The sequence below is a fragment of the Alteromonas sp. 4NS20-0143 genome, assembly GCF_057542855.1.
The window spans coordinates 260,396-275,566 of record NZ_BAAJLR010000002.1 but is presented as its reverse complement, the minus strand read 5'-3'; the positions used below and the strand labels follow the sequence as shown (position 1 = coordinate 275,566).

Genomic DNA, 15,171 nt, shown 5'->3' with positions numbered 1-15,171 from the left:
CTTCAAATCATTGACGAGTAACTAATGAATACCCCTTTTAACAATGACATAGACCTGAGTGATTTTAAAAATACCTTCGCTGATAATGGCAAAGTAAGAGTTAACGATATATTGCCCTTCGAAAATGCTGCGCATTTATATCAAGCTCTGAGTGAGCGATTTGTATTTGATAATGCTATGGCGATAGATGGACAAAATATTGTTGTTTCGCCAGATGAATGGAAAGCGCTTACAGACGAGCAGAAAAAGCAGACCTACTTCAAATTAATGGACAACGCGGCAAAAGGAAATGGATTCTCCTACGGAAGAAAATACATTACCGCTGATGAGCCCGACGAACTTATTAGGTCGTTTTATACGGTATTAAACAGTGAAGATGTTCTCAATGTGATGAGCGACCTCACTGGTGTTGGAGAACTCAATTATGCCAGTATGCAGGTAACGCGCTTTATACCCGGGCAGTTTCTTACTCGTCATAAAGATGTTGTAGATGCTGAGGGACGTAAATTGGCCTATGTATTTAACCTATCTCCCGAGTGGCATCCAGATTGGGGAGGACTGCTTCAATTCTTTAATGAAGATGGTACTACCAGTGAAAGTTGGACGCCAAACTTTAATACGCTCAGTCTGTTTACCGTTGAAAATATTCACAGCGTGACGTATCTAACTCCGTTTGCTAAAAAACCAAGGTTTTCAATAACAGGCTGGTTTGGCAAGCGATGACGGTTCGGTAAGGCGCTTCTTCGCAGACTTTATTTACAAACTAACAGTACACAAAATGCATTGTTGGCATAACGTTTGTTTTTTAGTCAGACGACGCTTCATTTCAATGGTGTAAACATAGTGTTGCTTGACTAACCCTCACATTCCGTGTGAGTATAATAGGTTCGTAGTGCTGGTTAGCGCCTCATGCACTACATATTTGAAACAACATTGTAAAAATTTAATACGCCCCTTGCCCGAATATTTTCCTATCGGCGAGGATTCAAATAAGAAATTTGGTTGGGAACTATGTCCAAAATGAGCAAGAGAACTCTTATTGCTTCTACTGTTACAGGTGCATTCGCACTAACAGGTAGCGCAGTCTCTGCAGATACCCTTGATGATCTTCACAGAGAAGAAGCAAAAATTCATGCGGCTGCAGCGAAATCGCAAGAAAAAATCAACACGTTGTTTGAACAATCTCAAGAACTACTTGTTGAGTATCGTCAAACAGTAGACCAGACAGAAAACCTCAAAATCTACAATGATTATCTAGCTAGCCTTGTTGCTGACCAGCAGCGCGGCATCAACTCATTGCAACGTCAGATTGACAGCATTGAAGAAACTAAGCAGGGCATCGTTCCGCTTATGTTCCGCATGATTGATAGCCTAGAGAAGTTTATCAAACTAGATCGTCCTATTCACTTAGACGAGCGTCTTCAGCGCGTTGAGCGTCTTCGCGACCTAATGGCTAACTCTAACGTTACTGTATCAGAGCAGTTCCGCCAGGTACTTGAAGCGTACCTTGTAGAAGTTGAATACGGTACTAAGATCAATTCATACCAAGGTACAATCGATGATGCAGGTACAGAAGTAACTGTTGATTTCTTCAACCTTGGTCGTGCAGCACTGCTTGCGCTTTCTCTTGATCAAACTCACGCGTGGGTTTGGAACAACGAGAGCCGTGCATGGGAAAAACTTGGTGATGAATACCTTTCATCAGTTGTTGATGCAGTTAAGATGGCTAATGGCGTCGTTCCTGCAGATCTCATCAAACTACCAATTAGTGCAGCGGAGTAATAGTTAATGAAACCAGTATTCAAATCTCTTTTAGCCGCTGTGACACTTGCAGTTGCGGCAACCGGAGCACAGGCTCAGGAAGCAAAGAGCCTTAAGGATCTGCTTGACCAGGTTCAGCAGAACCGTGTTTCTGAAGCACGCTTAGACAAGCAACGTGAGGCTGAGTTTCAGTCTGCTCGTGCTGACAAGCAAGCGCTTCTAAGAAAAGCACAAAACGAACTAAAAGCAGAAGAAGATCGTGGCGATCGTCTACAACAGCAATTTTCTGACAACGAAGTAACGTTGAACGAAAAAGCGGCTGAACTAGACCAAGCTACAGGTACTCTTGGTGAGATGTTTGGTGTTGTACGTCAAGCGTCATCAGAAGCATTTGGTCGTATCTCTACGTCAATTGTAAGTGCTCAATACGCAGGTCGTGGTGAGTTCCTTGCTGCAATGTCAGAAGATTCTAAAGGTCTTCCTAACATTCAAGAACTAGAAGACCTATGGTTTGCACTTCAGAAAGAAATGACTGAAGGCGGTGAAGTTGTTAAGTTTACTACTGAAGTTGTAAACCTAGACGGCGGTTCATCTCAACAAGAAATCGTACGTGTAGGTACGTTTAACCTTGTTGGTGCAGACGGTTATCTTGCATACGACGCAGAAGCAGAAGTTGTACAGCCTCTTGGCCGTCAGCCAGATGGTCACTTTGTATCTTCAGCAAATGACTTAGTATCTGCTACTTCTGGCCTAGTTCCTTTTTATGCTGACCCTTCTCAAGGTGCGATCCTTGGTCTGTTAAAGCAAAAAGCAACTATGTCTGAGCGCTATCACGCTGGTGGACCGGTAGGTTACACAATTACAGTGATGCTAGTTATCGGTTTGCTTATCGGTGTTTACAAGCTAATTACGCTTACTGTTGTTGGCGGCAAAATGCGCTCACAGCTTAAAAACGTAAACAACCCGTCTGAAGGCAACCCTCTTGGTCGTATCCTTAAAGTATACGGCGAGAACAAAAATGCTGACGCAGAAAACTTGGAACTTAAACTTGATGAAGCTATTCTTCGTGAACTTCCACGTATCGAAAGCGGTATCAACGTAATTAAGATCTTCGCAGCGATTGCACCTCTACTAGGTCTACTAGGTACAGTACTTGGTATGATTGAGACATTCCAAACCATCACATTGTTCGGTACTGGTGACCCACGTATGATGGCAGGAAGTATCTCAATGGCTCTTGTAACTACAGCTCAGGGTATCATTGCGGCACTACCGCTAATCCTTACTCACAGCATCGTAGCTTCTCGCAGCAAGTCAATCATCCATATTCTTGATGAGCAAACTGCGGGTATCGTAGCTGCTCACTCAGAGTCGGAGAAGGCGTAATATGAATTACCTGATTGGATTATTTGAATCGGTCAGGGACTTTATCGCTACCGGCGGTGACGTGCTTTACTTCGTCGCTGCCGCGCTCTTTCTCATGTGGGTTTTAATGATTGAGCGTTATTGGTATTTAACCTCTGTTTTTCCAAAGGTGAAGAAAAACATCATCGCTAATTGGGATGCACGAGCAGATACTACTTCATGGTATGCGCATAGAATCCGTGACGCGTGGATTTCTCAAGCGTCAGACGACTTAACCGCAAGAATGCTAATCATAAGAACGATTATTGCAATGTGTCCTTTAATTGGACTACTTGGAACAGTAACCGGGATGATCAGCGTTTTCGAGACAATGGCCACACAAGGAACCAGTAATGCACGTCTTATGGCATCTGGTATCTCTATGGCTACAATCCCGACAATGGCGGGAATGGTAGCGGCGCTATCTGGGCTGTTTATCAGTTCACGTCTTGAAGCGAAAGTGAAGCTGGCAAGAGAAGGGCTAGTTGATAGCCTGCCACATCATTAGAGAGAGAGATTATGCCTCGAAAAGTCAGAACCGAGGAAGAAGATGCACAGATTGACATGACTCCCATGTTGGATATTGTCTTTATCATGCTTATCTTCTTCATCGTTACCACTGTTTTCGTTAAAGAAGCAGGGATTGAAGTTAACAAGCCAGATGCGAATCAGGCGGTTCTTCACAAAAACGCAAACATCTTTATCGCCGTAACGGAAGATGGGAATGTTTGGTTAGATAAACGTGAAGTAGCGCCAGATAGCGTAAGAGCGAATATAGAAAGACTGCTTACCGAGCAGCCAACTGACTATGTAATCATTCAAGCTGATGTTAAAGCGAAGCATGGTTTAGTAGTTGAGATCATGGATCAGGTCAAAGCCGCTGGCGTTGACCGAGTCTCGGTAGCGGCAAGGGGATAAGATGTTACGTATAATTGTATCTATATTATTAGGTGCTGGTGTTGCATTTGCCCTATTCGTTCTTATGGCCAAGCTGATTGAAAACTCATCTAGGCCAGCAGACGAAGTGCCGCCTGCACCCGTAATCGATATTGTGATGCAGGAACCAGACGACCAGACGCAAACACGTCAACGTGTTCCGCCTCCACCGCCGCCTCCGCCTCCACAGCCTCCTAAAATGGAGCAAGTAGAGCCAGAAGCTGCGGAGCCAGATGCAGATGGGTTTAGCTTAGCTATTCCTGCTATCGATACTGGCGGCGTAGGTGTAAACATCGGTGGTGTTGGTGCTATGCAGCGTGACGGTGAAGCAACGCCTATCGTTCGTATCGATCCTAAGTATCCGCCGCAAGCAGCCAGAGATGGCCGTGAAGGTTGGGTTAGGTTATCTTTCACTATCAACGAAGTTGGTGGTGTAGACGATATCGAAGTTATCGAAGCAGAACCTAAGCGTGTATTCGACCGCGAAGCACGTCGTGCTCTTCGCAAGTGGAAATACAAGCCTAAAATTGTTGATGGCAAAGCTGTTAAGCAAACCAACATGTTTGTACAGCTAGACTTCAAACTGGAGCAATGATAATGATGAAACGTTCATTCAAAATGTCAGCCGTTGCTTTAGTGCTAGGTGCAGGGGCGATGTTCACATCGTCTGCTGCCTTAGCGCAGTCATCTGCTGTAGTTTGTCCTGGATACGAAAAGGGCAAAACAACACTGGTTGGCGAGCGTACTGGTAAGAAAGTTCAGAAAGCCTTTGAGTTTTACAATGAAGACCAAGTCGATGAAGCGTTGAATATCCTTTATGATATTGACCCGTCTGATGACTTTGACAAGTCTTATGTAAAGCGCTTCATCGGAAACCTGCTTGCAGCGCAAGAAGGTAAAGGTGCCAAGGCTTATGGATATCTTGCAGACTCAGTTCAACCGAAGGTACTTAACGACCTAGAGCATTCTCAAACACTTAAATTATTAGGTGACTTGAGTATGCAGGAAGAAAAGTTTACTGACGCGGTTAAGTGGTACAACTCGTGGATGGATTTCACGTGTAAAGAAGACGCTGATGTGTATACGCGTTTAACTCAGGCTTATTATGAATCTAAGCAATTAGATAAAATGATTGAGCCAGCGGATAAAGCGATTGCTTTATACGAAGAGCCAAATAAAAACCCGTATGTGCTAAAGCTTACTTCGTACTACGAGCGCAAGATGTTTCCTGAGACAGTTGCTGTAGCAGAAGAGTTGGTGCGTAACTTCCCTGAAGAGCCACGTTGGTGGAGTCAGTTAGGTTTCTTTTATCTTTCAGTGGAAGATTATAAGAAAGCACTTTCTACATTTGAACTAGCACACATGCAGGGCTATCTAGAAAAAGAAAGTGAAGTTAAAGCACTTTCTCAGCTTTACCAAACTAATGGCATGCCGTATCGCGGTGCCAAGGTAATGGAAAAGTTCATGAAGTCTGGTTTGCTAGAAGAAGATGAGAAGTTGTTAGCAAGTCTTGCTAACGCTTATCACTCTGCGAAAGAATTCAAAACTGCTGCGTCACTTTATGGCAAAGCCGCTAAAATGAGTTCTGATCCTGACCTTTATAAGAAGCAAGGTACATTGTTACTTGTTGCTGAAGATTATAAAGGTGCTATCTCTGCGCTAGAAAATGCGCTAGAGAGAGGTATCGAGAAGCCGGCTAAAGTTCACTTCACGCTTATGGAAGCGAACTTCTATGCAGGCAACTACAGAGAAGCCTTCAGACACATCCAAGAAGCTAAGAAAGATCGCTCACTACGCCGTAACGCCTCAGCGTGGGAACCTTACATCAAGGAAAAAGCGAAGAACCGTGGTATCAACATTTAATTGTTAATACCAACGCTTAGTAAGAAAGCCTCCTCACGGAGGCTTTTTTGTTTCTGAGCATTTTATAGATGAACTAATCAGGTGCACTTTTTCTATAGGCCTGTATAAAAGCCGACGGTATAAAAGCGGAGGCTGAAGCTATAGTCAAAGTGAGAGTAGAACAAAGAAGAAAGATCAAAGAAAAAAGAATTAGAGCCTGCTTTGCTGCAGTTACCAGCCTAACTATTCGCTATCAAGATAATAACAGCGTGCCGATAATAACAGTGTGCCTAATCTGCCATCTCAAGCCTGATGATAAAGCGGCTAATAATTTCTTTTAACGCAGCAGTTGTTCCTTTTTTCCCTTTTGTTTTTAGCGTGTTAGAGAGTGAATCATAGTTAGGGCGGGGTTGTTGTAGAAGTTTTATCAATTCACTTTGTACTTCATTAGCTTGGTTGCCGGTAAATTCTCCTATTGCAGTAAAGAGTGCATCAAAGAATGAATCTGAAGTAGAACGCGTTTTTTGCTGATCTCTTTTTGGTGTACGTCTGGTTAATGTACTTTTGCTTAATGTACTTGTGTTTAATGTACTTTTGTCCAATGTGTTTTTGTTTAATAAATCTTGGCTTTGTGTATCAGCGTTAGATTCAATATCAGTCAGCTTATTTGCGCTTACTGCCTGTGCAGATAGTTCATCCACTGTAGCGGTATCTCTGTCATGTAAGGGGGCGCTCAGGTAACTCTCGGGGTATTCAGTGCAACAGAGTGCAATTGCATTTATCTCTCCCCAGATGTTATCTAGGCTTCGATAACCCGCTATAAAATGACGAAGTTTGGTAATACAAAGTAATTGCAGAGAAGCAGAGAGAGAATCATAGGTGGTTTGCTTTTTCTTTGCGTCGTATATGCTGGCTACTTCTGATGAAAGTGTTCGTGCTCGGTCAGAAAGAGGCGCTATTCGCAATACGCTTGTTTCACCACTCGCTTTGTTGGCTTTCTCACCTTTGTGTACGCATACAAATTCATTGTGTTGCCAAAATCTATCTAGTTTATCCTCTGAACCGTACGACGTGCTTAAGCTATCAATGTCAGCTTCCTTAGCAGCTTTTTCTATGGACGTTAAAATAGAGGTACCAAACCCTTTTCCCTGAAGTTCTGGACACACCGCAATACGGTTAATACGCCAATACTTCAACGTGGCAAGGGTAGGGTTTGCACTCATAAGCGTTAATTGCTGTGCGCCTAAATGTCCCTTAGGTCGACGTTCACCCGTTGCTATATTCTCAGCAATGTCTTTCAGTTTCTCGCCACCTTCCTCGTTAACAACCGCGGCACCAATTACTTTGGCATCCTGATACAATAAAAACACTATGAGGTCTGGGCTATCTAAGAGGCGCATTAAGTCATCAGGCGTGGTTTGGTAATGGGCAAGTGTTAATAGCTTCATCACGTCGCCCAGCGCTGTCTCACTGAGCCGTTGAAACCTTGTTTTGCTCAACGAGGTGTCACTAAACGAGTTAGTCGGGACTAATTGCGCTTCGACTGTTTTGTCGCCGTCTTCTTTATCGCATCCAAGAAACGATTCTGAATTTTCAGCACCTGTATCAAATAAACATGCTTTAGTGATAAAGCGTTCAATCGGGTCATGGTGCAACCAGCGAAGTGGCGTGTGTAACTCAACAATGTTGACAGATTTACCTTCACTCTCGTTTGAGTGAGCGTGTAATTTCGGAATAAGTTTATGAATAAAGCCGCTACCGCTGCCCTCATAACCTTGTAATGTGGTGCTAAGCAGCCACTGCTTATGATTTGTGATTATATTAAGCACTACGGGTATAGGTAATGAAGCTGCCTCATCAATAAAGACGATATTACAATGGCCGCTAGAGAGGACTGGGTTATCTGGTGCAACCCATTCAACGGTTCCCTCGCCAACGCACCGTTTTTTCTCGGGCGTTTTATCCAATACTTTATTCAAATTTTTATCTGAAGAAGAAAAAGGCTCAACATGCGGATGTTTGCTATCACCTTTGGTAGTTTTATTATGTTCGCACATTCGGTCAATCTGGCGGAAAACAGAATGTACGTTTTCAAACAGTGTGCTTGTTAGCAGAATATGTTGGCCTTCATTTAACAAGTGCCATATGAATATTCCTAATAGGCTTGATTTACCGCGCCCTCGGGGTGCCGCTACGAGAGTATGCAAATTATCCTCTTTAAACTGTGCACTCAGCGCATTAAATGCGGCTCTTTGGTCTTTAGAGCTGAATAAAGAGGGTATAAAGTGTTGGCTATCCTGGTAAGTCTCTAAATAACCCATATCCTGCTTTGCATCAAGATACGGTATATCTTGATTCGGTAGGCGGGTACCTTCAAGACTGTGAATTGCGGTGTGCTTGTCATCTAAAAGTAATGTTATAAATCGTTTTAAATAAGCACTCTCATTACTTTCGTAGCCGTATGAAATGAAAGAGGCATGGTGTTGCTGTGGCCACTTATTAAAAGAAGGGCAGGTAACAATGAGGCAACCGCCATGCTTAATAGTGCCAGCCAGCGCCAAAAAGTTGCCTGGATTAAAAGACTCATGGCAATGAAAAATGGCAATGTCCCGTTCAGAGCCCAATAGCATTTTTCTGTTTTTACCTTTTAATTGGCTCTCGCTAAACGCTTCTGCACGACACTGGACTGGTAGTTCAGCGAGCAATACATCAATAGTATTCTCGATAAACTCAATGTCGCCAGATATAACAAGGAGTCGGCGATGAATCTGTGGCCGTTCTGCATTGTTTTGTGCATTATATTCTACATCACTTTTTTGCTTTGCAGCCTGCGTGTAGTAGGGGGCGAGTAGCCAATCACGTAATTGTTGTAGCGCCATGAAGAGTTTTTTTCTGTATAATTGAACGCATATAGTAGCGATTTATATTAAGGAATTCGAATGCGCTTTCTTTCTCGGCGTTTAGTGATGCCAAACGACCTCAATTACGCCAACTCATTGTTCGGCGGTAGAGCATTAGAATGGATAGATGAAGAGGCCGCCATATGGGCTATTTGTCAGTTAGAAACCAATTGTTTGGTCACCAAGCATATAGGCGAAATTAGTTTTGAATCACCAGCTTTACAGGGCGATATCGTTGAGTTTGGTCTTGAGACCAAGGCAGTAGGGCGCACGTCTATTACGGTGAGCTGTTTAGTGCGTAATAAAGCCACTAAAAAGACGATTTGTTTTGCAGACGATATTGTTTTCGTTAAGGTGGACCCAGAGACGAGACAGCCGGCTTCTCACGGAAAGACATTAGAAGGGTTAATTGCGCAAACTGATGATGAAGTGCGCAAGCTCAATCTTAATATAGAGAATAGCTAAGTCGAGTTTAGTTCGTCACACTAAATTTGTAACGGCTTAGATTTGTAATAACCTAGATTAAATATGAACTTAGCTTAACGAGCGCTGCGCTTGACGGCGTGTTTCGAAGTGGTAGACTCCACGGCGTTCGTTAAGTTGATGACTTGTGCTCGTTTAATTCAAGCAGCTTGCACATGACGAGTGAGTCACTTGCGAATTATACCAAGGGGTGTCCGTTTTTCGGTCTGAGATCCACACTAGTGGGAACCCTTAAACCTGATCCGGATAATACCGGCGTAGGAATGGTTTACAATATAGCCTGATCACCTGCCGCTAAACCCGGATCTTTTTTCTTATTAAGAGAACAAGAGATCCCATGTACAAACAACTTTTCACACTCACTCTATTGGCAACCTCAATAAGTGCGATAGCACAAACTGAAGCCTCTGATAACGCTCAAAAAAGCACTGACACCAATGACGATATTGAAAAAGTAGTGGTGACGGGCAATTTTCGTCAAACTACCCTAGCTCAGCTTAGCGCCAGTGCAACCATACTGAATCAAGAGCGCTTGCGCAGCAGACAGCCTTCTCATGTTGACAGTATTCTCAATAGTATTCCCAACGTAAATTTTGCGGCAGGTGCCTCTCGCGGCCGCTTTATACAAATTCGTGGTATTGGTGAGCGTAGCCAGTTTGCTGAGCCGATTAATCCGTCTGTCAGTTTTATCGTTGACGAGTTTGATTTTTCTGGTCTCGCTGCGTCGGGCATTATATTTGATACTAAGCAGCTTGAGGTTTATCGCGGTCCCCAGGCCACGCTATATGGCACAGGAGCACTAGCCGGAGCCGTTAAGCTATCAAGCAATGAAACAGGCAGCGAGGCGCCTGACTATGTTGAAGCGCGAATTGGCAATAAAGATAGCTATCGCGTTGAAGCTGCCACTGGTGATGACATCAACACCAATTGGGGCTATCGCGTAGCGCTGGTTCATAATCGAAGCGATGGTTTCGTTGAGAATACGTTTTTAAATAGAGACGATACGAATAATATTGATGAGACTGCGCTTCGTTTCGCTATAGATGGAAATGTTGCTGACAACAGCACATTGGCATTGGCTTATCGTTGGTATGATATTGATAACGGCTACGACGCATTCTCTTTAGACAATGACAACAGAACGTTGTCTGACGAGCCGGGTTTTGACGAGCACCAAACCCACGCAGTAAGTGCCCGTTCTACCACCACCACTGGCGCAGGCGACCTTATCTTAATTGCGACACATGCTTCTCATAACATCGCCTATGGCTACGACGAAGATTGGACATTCACTGGTTTCCACCCTTTCGGCTACACATCCTTTGATGCTTACTATCGTGATGTAGAAACACAGACAGGTGAAATCCGCTTTGTTTCCTCTCGCGATGCTGCCCTGTTCAATGGCATGACAGATTGGACGGTAGGGGCTTTCTATAAACAAACTGAGGAAAACTTGCTTCGTCAATATACGTATTTAGACAGTGATTACGCCAGTGAGTTTGCCCCCACAACAACCGCGCTTTATTTAGAAACCGAAACCCGCTTAAGAGATGATTTAACGCTGGTAGCCGGTATTCGCGCAGAAAATTATGATTTCGATTTTGCGGATAATCGTGGCCTGACCCGCGATAACGATACCAATATGCTGGGCGGCAAAGTGGCATTGCAGTACACACTGGGCAAGCACTTTTACTACGGCAGTATTTCACGTGGCTATAAAGGACCTGGCTTTAACCCTGATAACCGGGTTAACGACGAACAACGGTTCTTCGATGAAGAATACAACGTCAATTACGAACTAGGATTTAAAGGGCCGCTGTTAACCCCTGACTTAACGGCCCGCGCTGCTATTTTCTACATGGACAGGACAGACACTCAAGTTAGCGATTTTGATGTAATTACTCGTGAAGACGGCACGGCCGGATTTATCGATATTATTGATAATGCCGATCTTGGAACCAACAAAGGGGCTGAGCTTGAGTTGTCATGGTTGGTTTCCGATGTATGGCAGCTAAGTGCGAGTGCAGGATATTTGTCAGCCACATTTGAAGGTTATACGTTAGCCGATGGCACGCAAGTAAATGAGCAGCGTCAGGCTCAGGCACCAAAGTGGACAGGTAACCTATACAGTGAATATGCGTTAACCGACAATGTAACGTGGCGAGTAGACATAGATTATAAAGACGAATATCGCTTTTCAGACGGACACAATGTGACGTCGCCATCTACCACGTTGGTGAACTCAGAGCTGGTAGTAAACCATGGCAACTGGCAAACCTCTGTGTGGATCCAAAATGCGTTCGACAGAGAGTATTACACGCGGGGCTTTGGCGGCTTTAGCAATGATCCAAGAGATGAATATGCGTTTGAAGAGCCGTATTATCAGCTTGGTAATGGCCGTCAATTTGGCGTAACTGCTAAGTATGAATTTTAAGGGAGTATGAATATGCAAGTCATGGTTGAATTGTCGTTATATCCGTTGGTGAATGAGTATATTCCTCCTATCCAAAATTTTATTGATAGGCTTAATAGCTATACTGAGTTAAGCATTAACACCTGTTCCACCAGTACTCAGGTCACTGGTGATTATACAAAGGTGATGGAAATTTTAGGAAAAGAGATGCAACGGACACACGAGGAAGTAGGGCAGGCGATCTTCGTCGCCAAATTTCTTAACTTTGATGCAATGCAATCAAGAAAGTCGTCGTAGTGGACGGCTTTCTTTCTGATTTTATTGCCCAAATAGCGGGCACCTCTCCATTAGAGTGGGTGGCCGTTGTGCTCGCACTAGGGTATGTGCTGCTTGCCGCAAAGCAAAACAGTTGGTGCTGGGCGTGTGCATTTGTGAGCACTGGCATTTACACCTGGTTATTCTGGCAAGTCACGCTTCCCTTTCAAGCTGCCTTAAACCTGTTTTACATGGCAATGGCCGGCTATGGATACTATCAATGGTCGAAGGGCAGCACAGCAGACGGGCAGGTTAAGCCTGTGCGTTCATGGGCTCTGTGGGTTCATTGTTTAATCGTGCCTGCTATGCTGCTGCTTGCGTGGGCGTTAGCTCAAGTTGCGGGCTCACAGTTTATTAGCGATTACTTACTCTTAGATGCCAGTATTAATTTACTCAGTGTTGTTACTACCTTTATGGTTGCCCACAAAATATTACAAAACTGGGTGTACTGGTTTTTTATCAACTTGGCTTCGGCCTATTTATATCTTCAGGTAGGGTATGCGTTATCTGCATGTCTTTTCCTAGGGTATGTGGGCTTTTCTATATTTGGTTACTATCAATGGTTCTCCCAATGGAAAGCACAAGATGACAGACAATCAACTGCTACAGCTGTTACATAAGCCTCTAGGGCTGTCTGCTAAGGCAAGTTTGTATCGCTGTCCTGCAGGGGCGGTTAACCATGTGTATCACTTGCTAGATGCCAACCTTAGCGCGGCGGTAAAATGGCTTGGTGACGATAACTTCAGTGGCGTAAAACGACGTGAGCAATTTGTATTGCAGCAATCCTTATCCCGTTTAGGCGCTGCGCCAGAACCCATTTGGTTGAGTGCTGACGAAACAATTTGGGTAGAGCTGTGGGTAGATTGTGACGCCAATCAGATAGAACAGGGCAACAGTGCTCAAAAGAGCTCTGTGCAGAAAAACTATAAACAGGCAAATAGTCAACCAGAGGCGTTAACACCTCAGCAAATGGCGCAGGTGTTAGCACAGCTTCATGCATTACCTGTTAGCGGTCATCCTCTGAATTTGTATGAACGTTGGCAGCATTATCTTGAAGTGGCAAACATTACATCGACAAGTGCTTTATTCGATAAAGTGTGTGAGCTAAAACACCACGTTATTAATAGCGAAAGAGCGTCCTGTGGCGACTCTGATGCCGAAAACAGAAGCAATGATAGTGTTGGTGAGAGCGACATCGTTATTTGCCACAACGATTTATTGAGAGCTCATGTATTAAAAGCGACGGCCACACCCCCTCTTCTGATTGATTGGGAATACGCTGCCATTGGCAATCGCTATTTCGATTTAGCATCATGTTGTTTAATCAATGGGTTTACAGATGCCGAAAGCCTTCAGCTAGTTAACACCTACGCCGATGAAATGGGCATTTGCCCACAAAGGGCATTGTCGCAGCATAAGTTGTTCACTGACATCGTGGATGTAACCAACGCGTTATGGCGCGCAGCAATGGATGCGACAGCGAATAATGAGACACTTTTGAATGAAAATTCAACGCATTGAGTGTAAATTAAGCATGAGAGCAGGGCAGCTAACAAAAAGTCTTTACCTTTTAATTGTCATACGTATAATGCACAGCGCGCTAGGGGTGTAGTTCGAATTGGTAGAACAGCGGTCTCCAAAACCGATGGTTGGGGGTTCGAGTCCCTCCACCCCTGCCACTTTCCCTCTGATTTATTTCTGGTTACTCTTTTACAAATTCTCGTAGAGCCTCGAACCTTAATGTAATTCCCTTTTATTCCTTGTTATTTAGTTCCCCATTTTTAATGTTTTCCAATTGTGCAAAGTCTGTGGAATACGATTAGTCATTCAATATCTCACGTCATTGCAGTACACTACGGATACGTTTCTACTACGCTATTTCTGCTTAAAGCATTAATCTAATTTGCCGGTATTATTATGCTCATTACGCCTTATCAACACGCTGTTTTGCAAGAGATGGGTATTCCCGTTTGGATATCTAAAGAGGCATATTTTGCCGCACAAAATAGTAAAGAAGGCAATGGGGCTAATAAGAATACGGGCGGTGAGAATACAGCTAAATTGCCTTCTAGAGAAAATGCGCCTGCTCCAGTATCTAGCAAGCCTATTTCACAGCAAGAAAAGCAGTCGAGACTTGATCAGCTAAGAGCCCATGTTGGTGGAGCGACTACTCATAAAGAAAGCCAACCCATTAAAGAAAACTCAGCCGCTAAAGAAAGCTCAGCCACCAATAAACCACAGCCTACTCAAAGCGATACCAGCTCCCAGTCTCAACCACTGGGTATACCGCTAAGTGCTAGTCAGAAAGTAGCAAGCGCAGCATGGCTTTCCGATCTCACTTTAGCCTGCGTGCAGCTAGGCCTCTCTTCGAGTCAGGTAAATGTATTCATTGGAACAACACTCAGTATTCATAATGACGCTATAGTTTTACCTGCACCGCCAACGCAGCTCAATACGCAGCAAAAACGAGACCTATGGCAGGCGTTAATATCAACTAGCCAAAATAGCGAGTAAGCACGAGTGCCAAACTTGACGATTGTAAACTCGCATACGCCATTAGATTCTCTTACCGAGGCCCATCGCATTCACGAGTCTGTGCAGGTAGAACCGTGGTCTTTTGCTACTTTTGAAGATTGCCTTACAGCACCTTATTACGGCGTATTCGCTTATCTTGAGGGAGAGGTTGTGGGGTTCGCCATTGTGCTTGAAGTGCTGTCAGAAGCTACGTTAATGGATATTGCTGTAGACAAGAAAGCAAGAGGTAAAGGACTTGGTAAAGCGCTGCTTACCTTCGTACTAGAGCAATCTAAACGACGCAGCATGGATGAGATGTGGCTTGACGTGAGGAAAAGTAATGAAGTTGCTATTTCCCTTTATAAACAGCTGGGATTTTCCTATATAGATACACGGAAAAATTACTATCCCACAGAAACAGGCAGAGAGAATGCCTTAGTTATGAAGTGGAGTAATGCTGAGCCGTAGAGTTTGTCACAGCCCTTTGACTTAGCCCACTAGGCCCACAGGACTGTTTCGCGATTAAAATGCATCCATTTAGCCCAAAACTCGTACAACAAAGACCAACACGCCCTAATTACAATCGCATTCGATAGCAAAGAT

The 15,171-nt window shown here is 44.0% G+C and carries 15 protein-coding genes, 1 tRNA gene and 1 riboswitch; of the genes, 15 read left to right on the top strand and 1 reads right to left on the bottom strand.

All coding sequences use genetic code 11. The features are described from left to right. The first annotated feature begins 24 nt into the window (after positions 1-24). From AC27HD_RS04930 to AC27HD_RS04900, 7 genes are all read left to right on the top strand, one after another. Complete coding sequence (locus AC27HD_RS04930; protein WP_487104202.1) at positions 25-723, top strand: 2OG-Fe(II) oxygenase; 699 nt, start codon at positions 25-27, stop codon at positions 721-723. 297 nt (positions 724-1,020) lie between these two features. Next, complete coding sequence (locus tag AC27HD_RS04925) at positions 1,021-1,782, top strand: DUF3450 domain-containing protein (RefSeq protein WP_032094462.1); 762 nt, start codon at positions 1,021-1,023, stop codon at positions 1,780-1,782. 6 nt (positions 1,783-1,788) lie between these two features. Next, the gene (locus AC27HD_RS04920) at positions 1,789-3,147 is read left to right on the top strand and encodes a MotA/TolQ/ExbB proton channel family protein (protein ID WP_032094463.1); all 1,359 of its coding nucleotides are present in this window, start codon (positions 1,789-1,791) and stop codon (positions 3,145-3,147) included. A gap of 1 nt (position 3,148) precedes the next feature. Continuing rightward, positions 3,149-3,673 (top strand): MotA/TolQ/ExbB proton channel family protein, encoded by a 525-nt coding sequence (locus AC27HD_RS04915; protein ID WP_032094464.1) that lies wholly within the window; start codon positions 3,149-3,151, stop codon positions 3,671-3,673. An 11-nt stretch (positions 3,674-3,684) separates the two neighbouring features. Continuing rightward, the gene (locus AC27HD_RS04910) at positions 3,685-4,083 is read left to right on the top strand and encodes an ExbD/TolR family protein (protein ID WP_032094465.1); all 399 of its coding nucleotides are present in this window, start codon (positions 3,685-3,687) and stop codon (positions 4,081-4,083) included. 1 nt (position 4,084) lies between these two features. Further along, the gene (locus tag AC27HD_RS04905) at positions 4,085-4,696 is read left to right on the top strand and encodes an energy transducer TonB (RefSeq protein ID WP_032094466.1); all 612 of its coding nucleotides are present in this window, start codon (positions 4,085-4,087) and stop codon (positions 4,694-4,696) included. A 2-nt stretch (positions 4,697-4,698) separates the two neighbouring features. Then, positions 4,699-5,964, top strand: a complete 1,266-nt coding sequence (locus AC27HD_RS04900) for a tetratricopeptide repeat protein (protein ID WP_081926564.1) — start codon at positions 4,699-4,701, stop codon at positions 5,962-5,964. 269 nt (positions 5,965-6,233) lie between these two features. Here the strand turns inward: AC27HD_RS04900 and AC27HD_RS04895 are convergent, their stop codons facing one another. Further along, entirely contained in the window at positions 6,234-8,822 is a 2,589-nt protein-coding gene (locus AC27HD_RS04895; protein ID WP_487104198.1) for a GNAT family N-acetyltransferase, read from the bottom strand. A gap of 60 nt (positions 8,823-8,882) precedes the next feature. Between AC27HD_RS04895 and AC27HD_RS04890 the strand changes: the two genes are divergently transcribed. The 8 genes from AC27HD_RS04890 (at position 8,883) to rimI (ending at position 15,036) form a co-directional block, all read left to right on the top strand. After that, complete coding sequence (locus tag AC27HD_RS04890; RefSeq protein WP_032094467.1) at positions 8,883-9,308, top strand: acyl-CoA thioesterase; 426 nt, start codon at positions 8,883-8,885, stop codon at positions 9,306-9,308. A 194-nt stretch (positions 9,309-9,502) separates the two neighbouring features. After that, positions 9,503-9,607: riboswitch (TPP riboswitch) on the top strand. Positions 9,608-9,663: 56 nt separating this feature from the next. Next, positions 9,664-11,760, top strand: a complete 2,097-nt coding sequence (locus AC27HD_RS04885) for a TonB-dependent receptor (RefSeq protein WP_487104196.1) — start codon at positions 9,664-9,666, stop codon at positions 11,758-11,760. Positions 11,761-11,772: 12 nt separating this feature from the next. Next, positions 11,773-12,036, top strand: a complete 264-nt coding sequence (locus tag AC27HD_RS04880) for a hypothetical protein (RefSeq protein WP_032094469.1) — start codon at positions 11,773-11,775, stop codon at positions 12,034-12,036. Further along, complete coding sequence (gene pnuC / locus AC27HD_RS04875; protein ID WP_032094470.1) at positions 12,036-12,674, top strand: nicotinamide riboside transporter PnuC; 639 nt, start codon at positions 12,036-12,038, stop codon at positions 12,672-12,674. Before AC27HD_RS04880 ends, pnuC begins: the two co-directional genes overlap by 1 nt. Then, the gene (locus AC27HD_RS04870; protein ID WP_487104194.1) at positions 12,640-13,575 is read left to right on the top strand and encodes a phosphotransferase; all 936 of its coding nucleotides are present in this window, start codon (positions 12,640-12,642) and stop codon (positions 13,573-13,575) included. The genes pnuC and AC27HD_RS04870 overlap by 35 nt, the downstream gene beginning before the upstream one ends. Positions 13,576-13,656: 81 nt before the next feature. After that, a tRNA-Trp gene (locus tag AC27HD_RS04865) sits at positions 13,657-13,733 on the top strand. A 238-nt stretch (positions 13,734-13,971) separates the two neighbouring features. After that, positions 13,972-14,568 (top strand): alanine acetyltransferase, encoded by a 597-nt coding sequence (locus AC27HD_RS04860; RefSeq protein ID WP_487104192.1) that lies wholly within the window; start codon positions 13,972-13,974, stop codon positions 14,566-14,568. A gap of 6 nt (positions 14,569-14,574) precedes the next feature. Then, on the top strand, positions 14,575-15,036 hold the full coding sequence (gene rimI, locus AC27HD_RS04855; RefSeq protein WP_487104190.1) for a ribosomal protein S18-alanine N-acetyltransferase: 462 nt from the start codon (positions 14,575-14,577) through the stop codon (positions 15,034-15,036). Positions 15,037-15,171 lie beyond the last annotated feature (135 nt).

What these genes read in the sequence shown, in the direction of transcription:
- AC27HD_RS04930 (WP_487104202.1), top strand. Translation starts at nt 25, where the DNA reads ATGAATACCCCTTTTAACAATGACATAGACCTGAGTGATTTTAAAAAT.
- AC27HD_RS04925 (WP_032094462.1), top strand. Translation starts at nt 1,021, where the DNA reads ATGAGCAAGAGAACTCTTATTGCTTCTACTGTTACAGGTGCATTCGCA.
- AC27HD_RS04920 (WP_032094463.1), top strand. Translation starts at nt 1,789, where the DNA reads ATGAAACCAGTATTCAAATCTCTTTTAGCCGCTGTGACACTTGCAGTT.
- AC27HD_RS04915 (WP_032094464.1), top strand. Translation starts at nt 3,149, where the DNA reads ATGAATTACCTGATTGGATTATTTGAATCGGTCAGGGACTTTATCGCT.
- AC27HD_RS04910 (WP_032094465.1), top strand. Translation starts at nt 3,685, where the DNA reads ATGCCTCGAAAAGTCAGAACCGAGGAAGAAGATGCACAGATTGACATG.
- AC27HD_RS04905 (WP_032094466.1), top strand. Translation starts at nt 4,085, where the DNA reads ATGTTACGTATAATTGTATCTATATTATTAGGTGCTGGTGTTGCATTT.
- AC27HD_RS04900 (WP_081926564.1), top strand. Translation starts at nt 4,699, where the DNA reads ATGATGAAACGTTCATTCAAAATGTCAGCCGTTGCTTTAGTGCTAGGT.
- AC27HD_RS04895 (WP_487104198.1), bottom strand. Translation starts at nt 8,822, where the DNA reads ATGGCGCTACAACAATTACGTGATTGGCTACTCGCCCCCTACTACACG.
- AC27HD_RS04890 (WP_032094467.1), top strand. Translation starts at nt 8,883, where the DNA reads ATGCGCTTTCTTTCTCGGCGTTTAGTGATGCCAAACGACCTCAATTAC.
- AC27HD_RS04885 (WP_487104196.1), top strand. Translation starts at nt 9,664, where the DNA reads ATGTACAAACAACTTTTCACACTCACTCTATTGGCAACCTCAATAAGT.
- AC27HD_RS04880 (WP_032094469.1), top strand. Translation starts at nt 11,773, where the DNA reads ATGCAAGTCATGGTTGAATTGTCGTTATATCCGTTGGTGAATGAGTAT.
- AC27HD_RS04870 (WP_487104194.1), top strand. Translation starts at nt 12,640, where the DNA reads ATGACAGACAATCAACTGCTACAGCTGTTACATAAGCCTCTAGGGCTG.
- AC27HD_RS04860 (WP_487104192.1), top strand. Translation starts at nt 13,972, where the DNA reads ATGCTCATTACGCCTTATCAACACGCTGTTTTGCAAGAGATGGGTATT.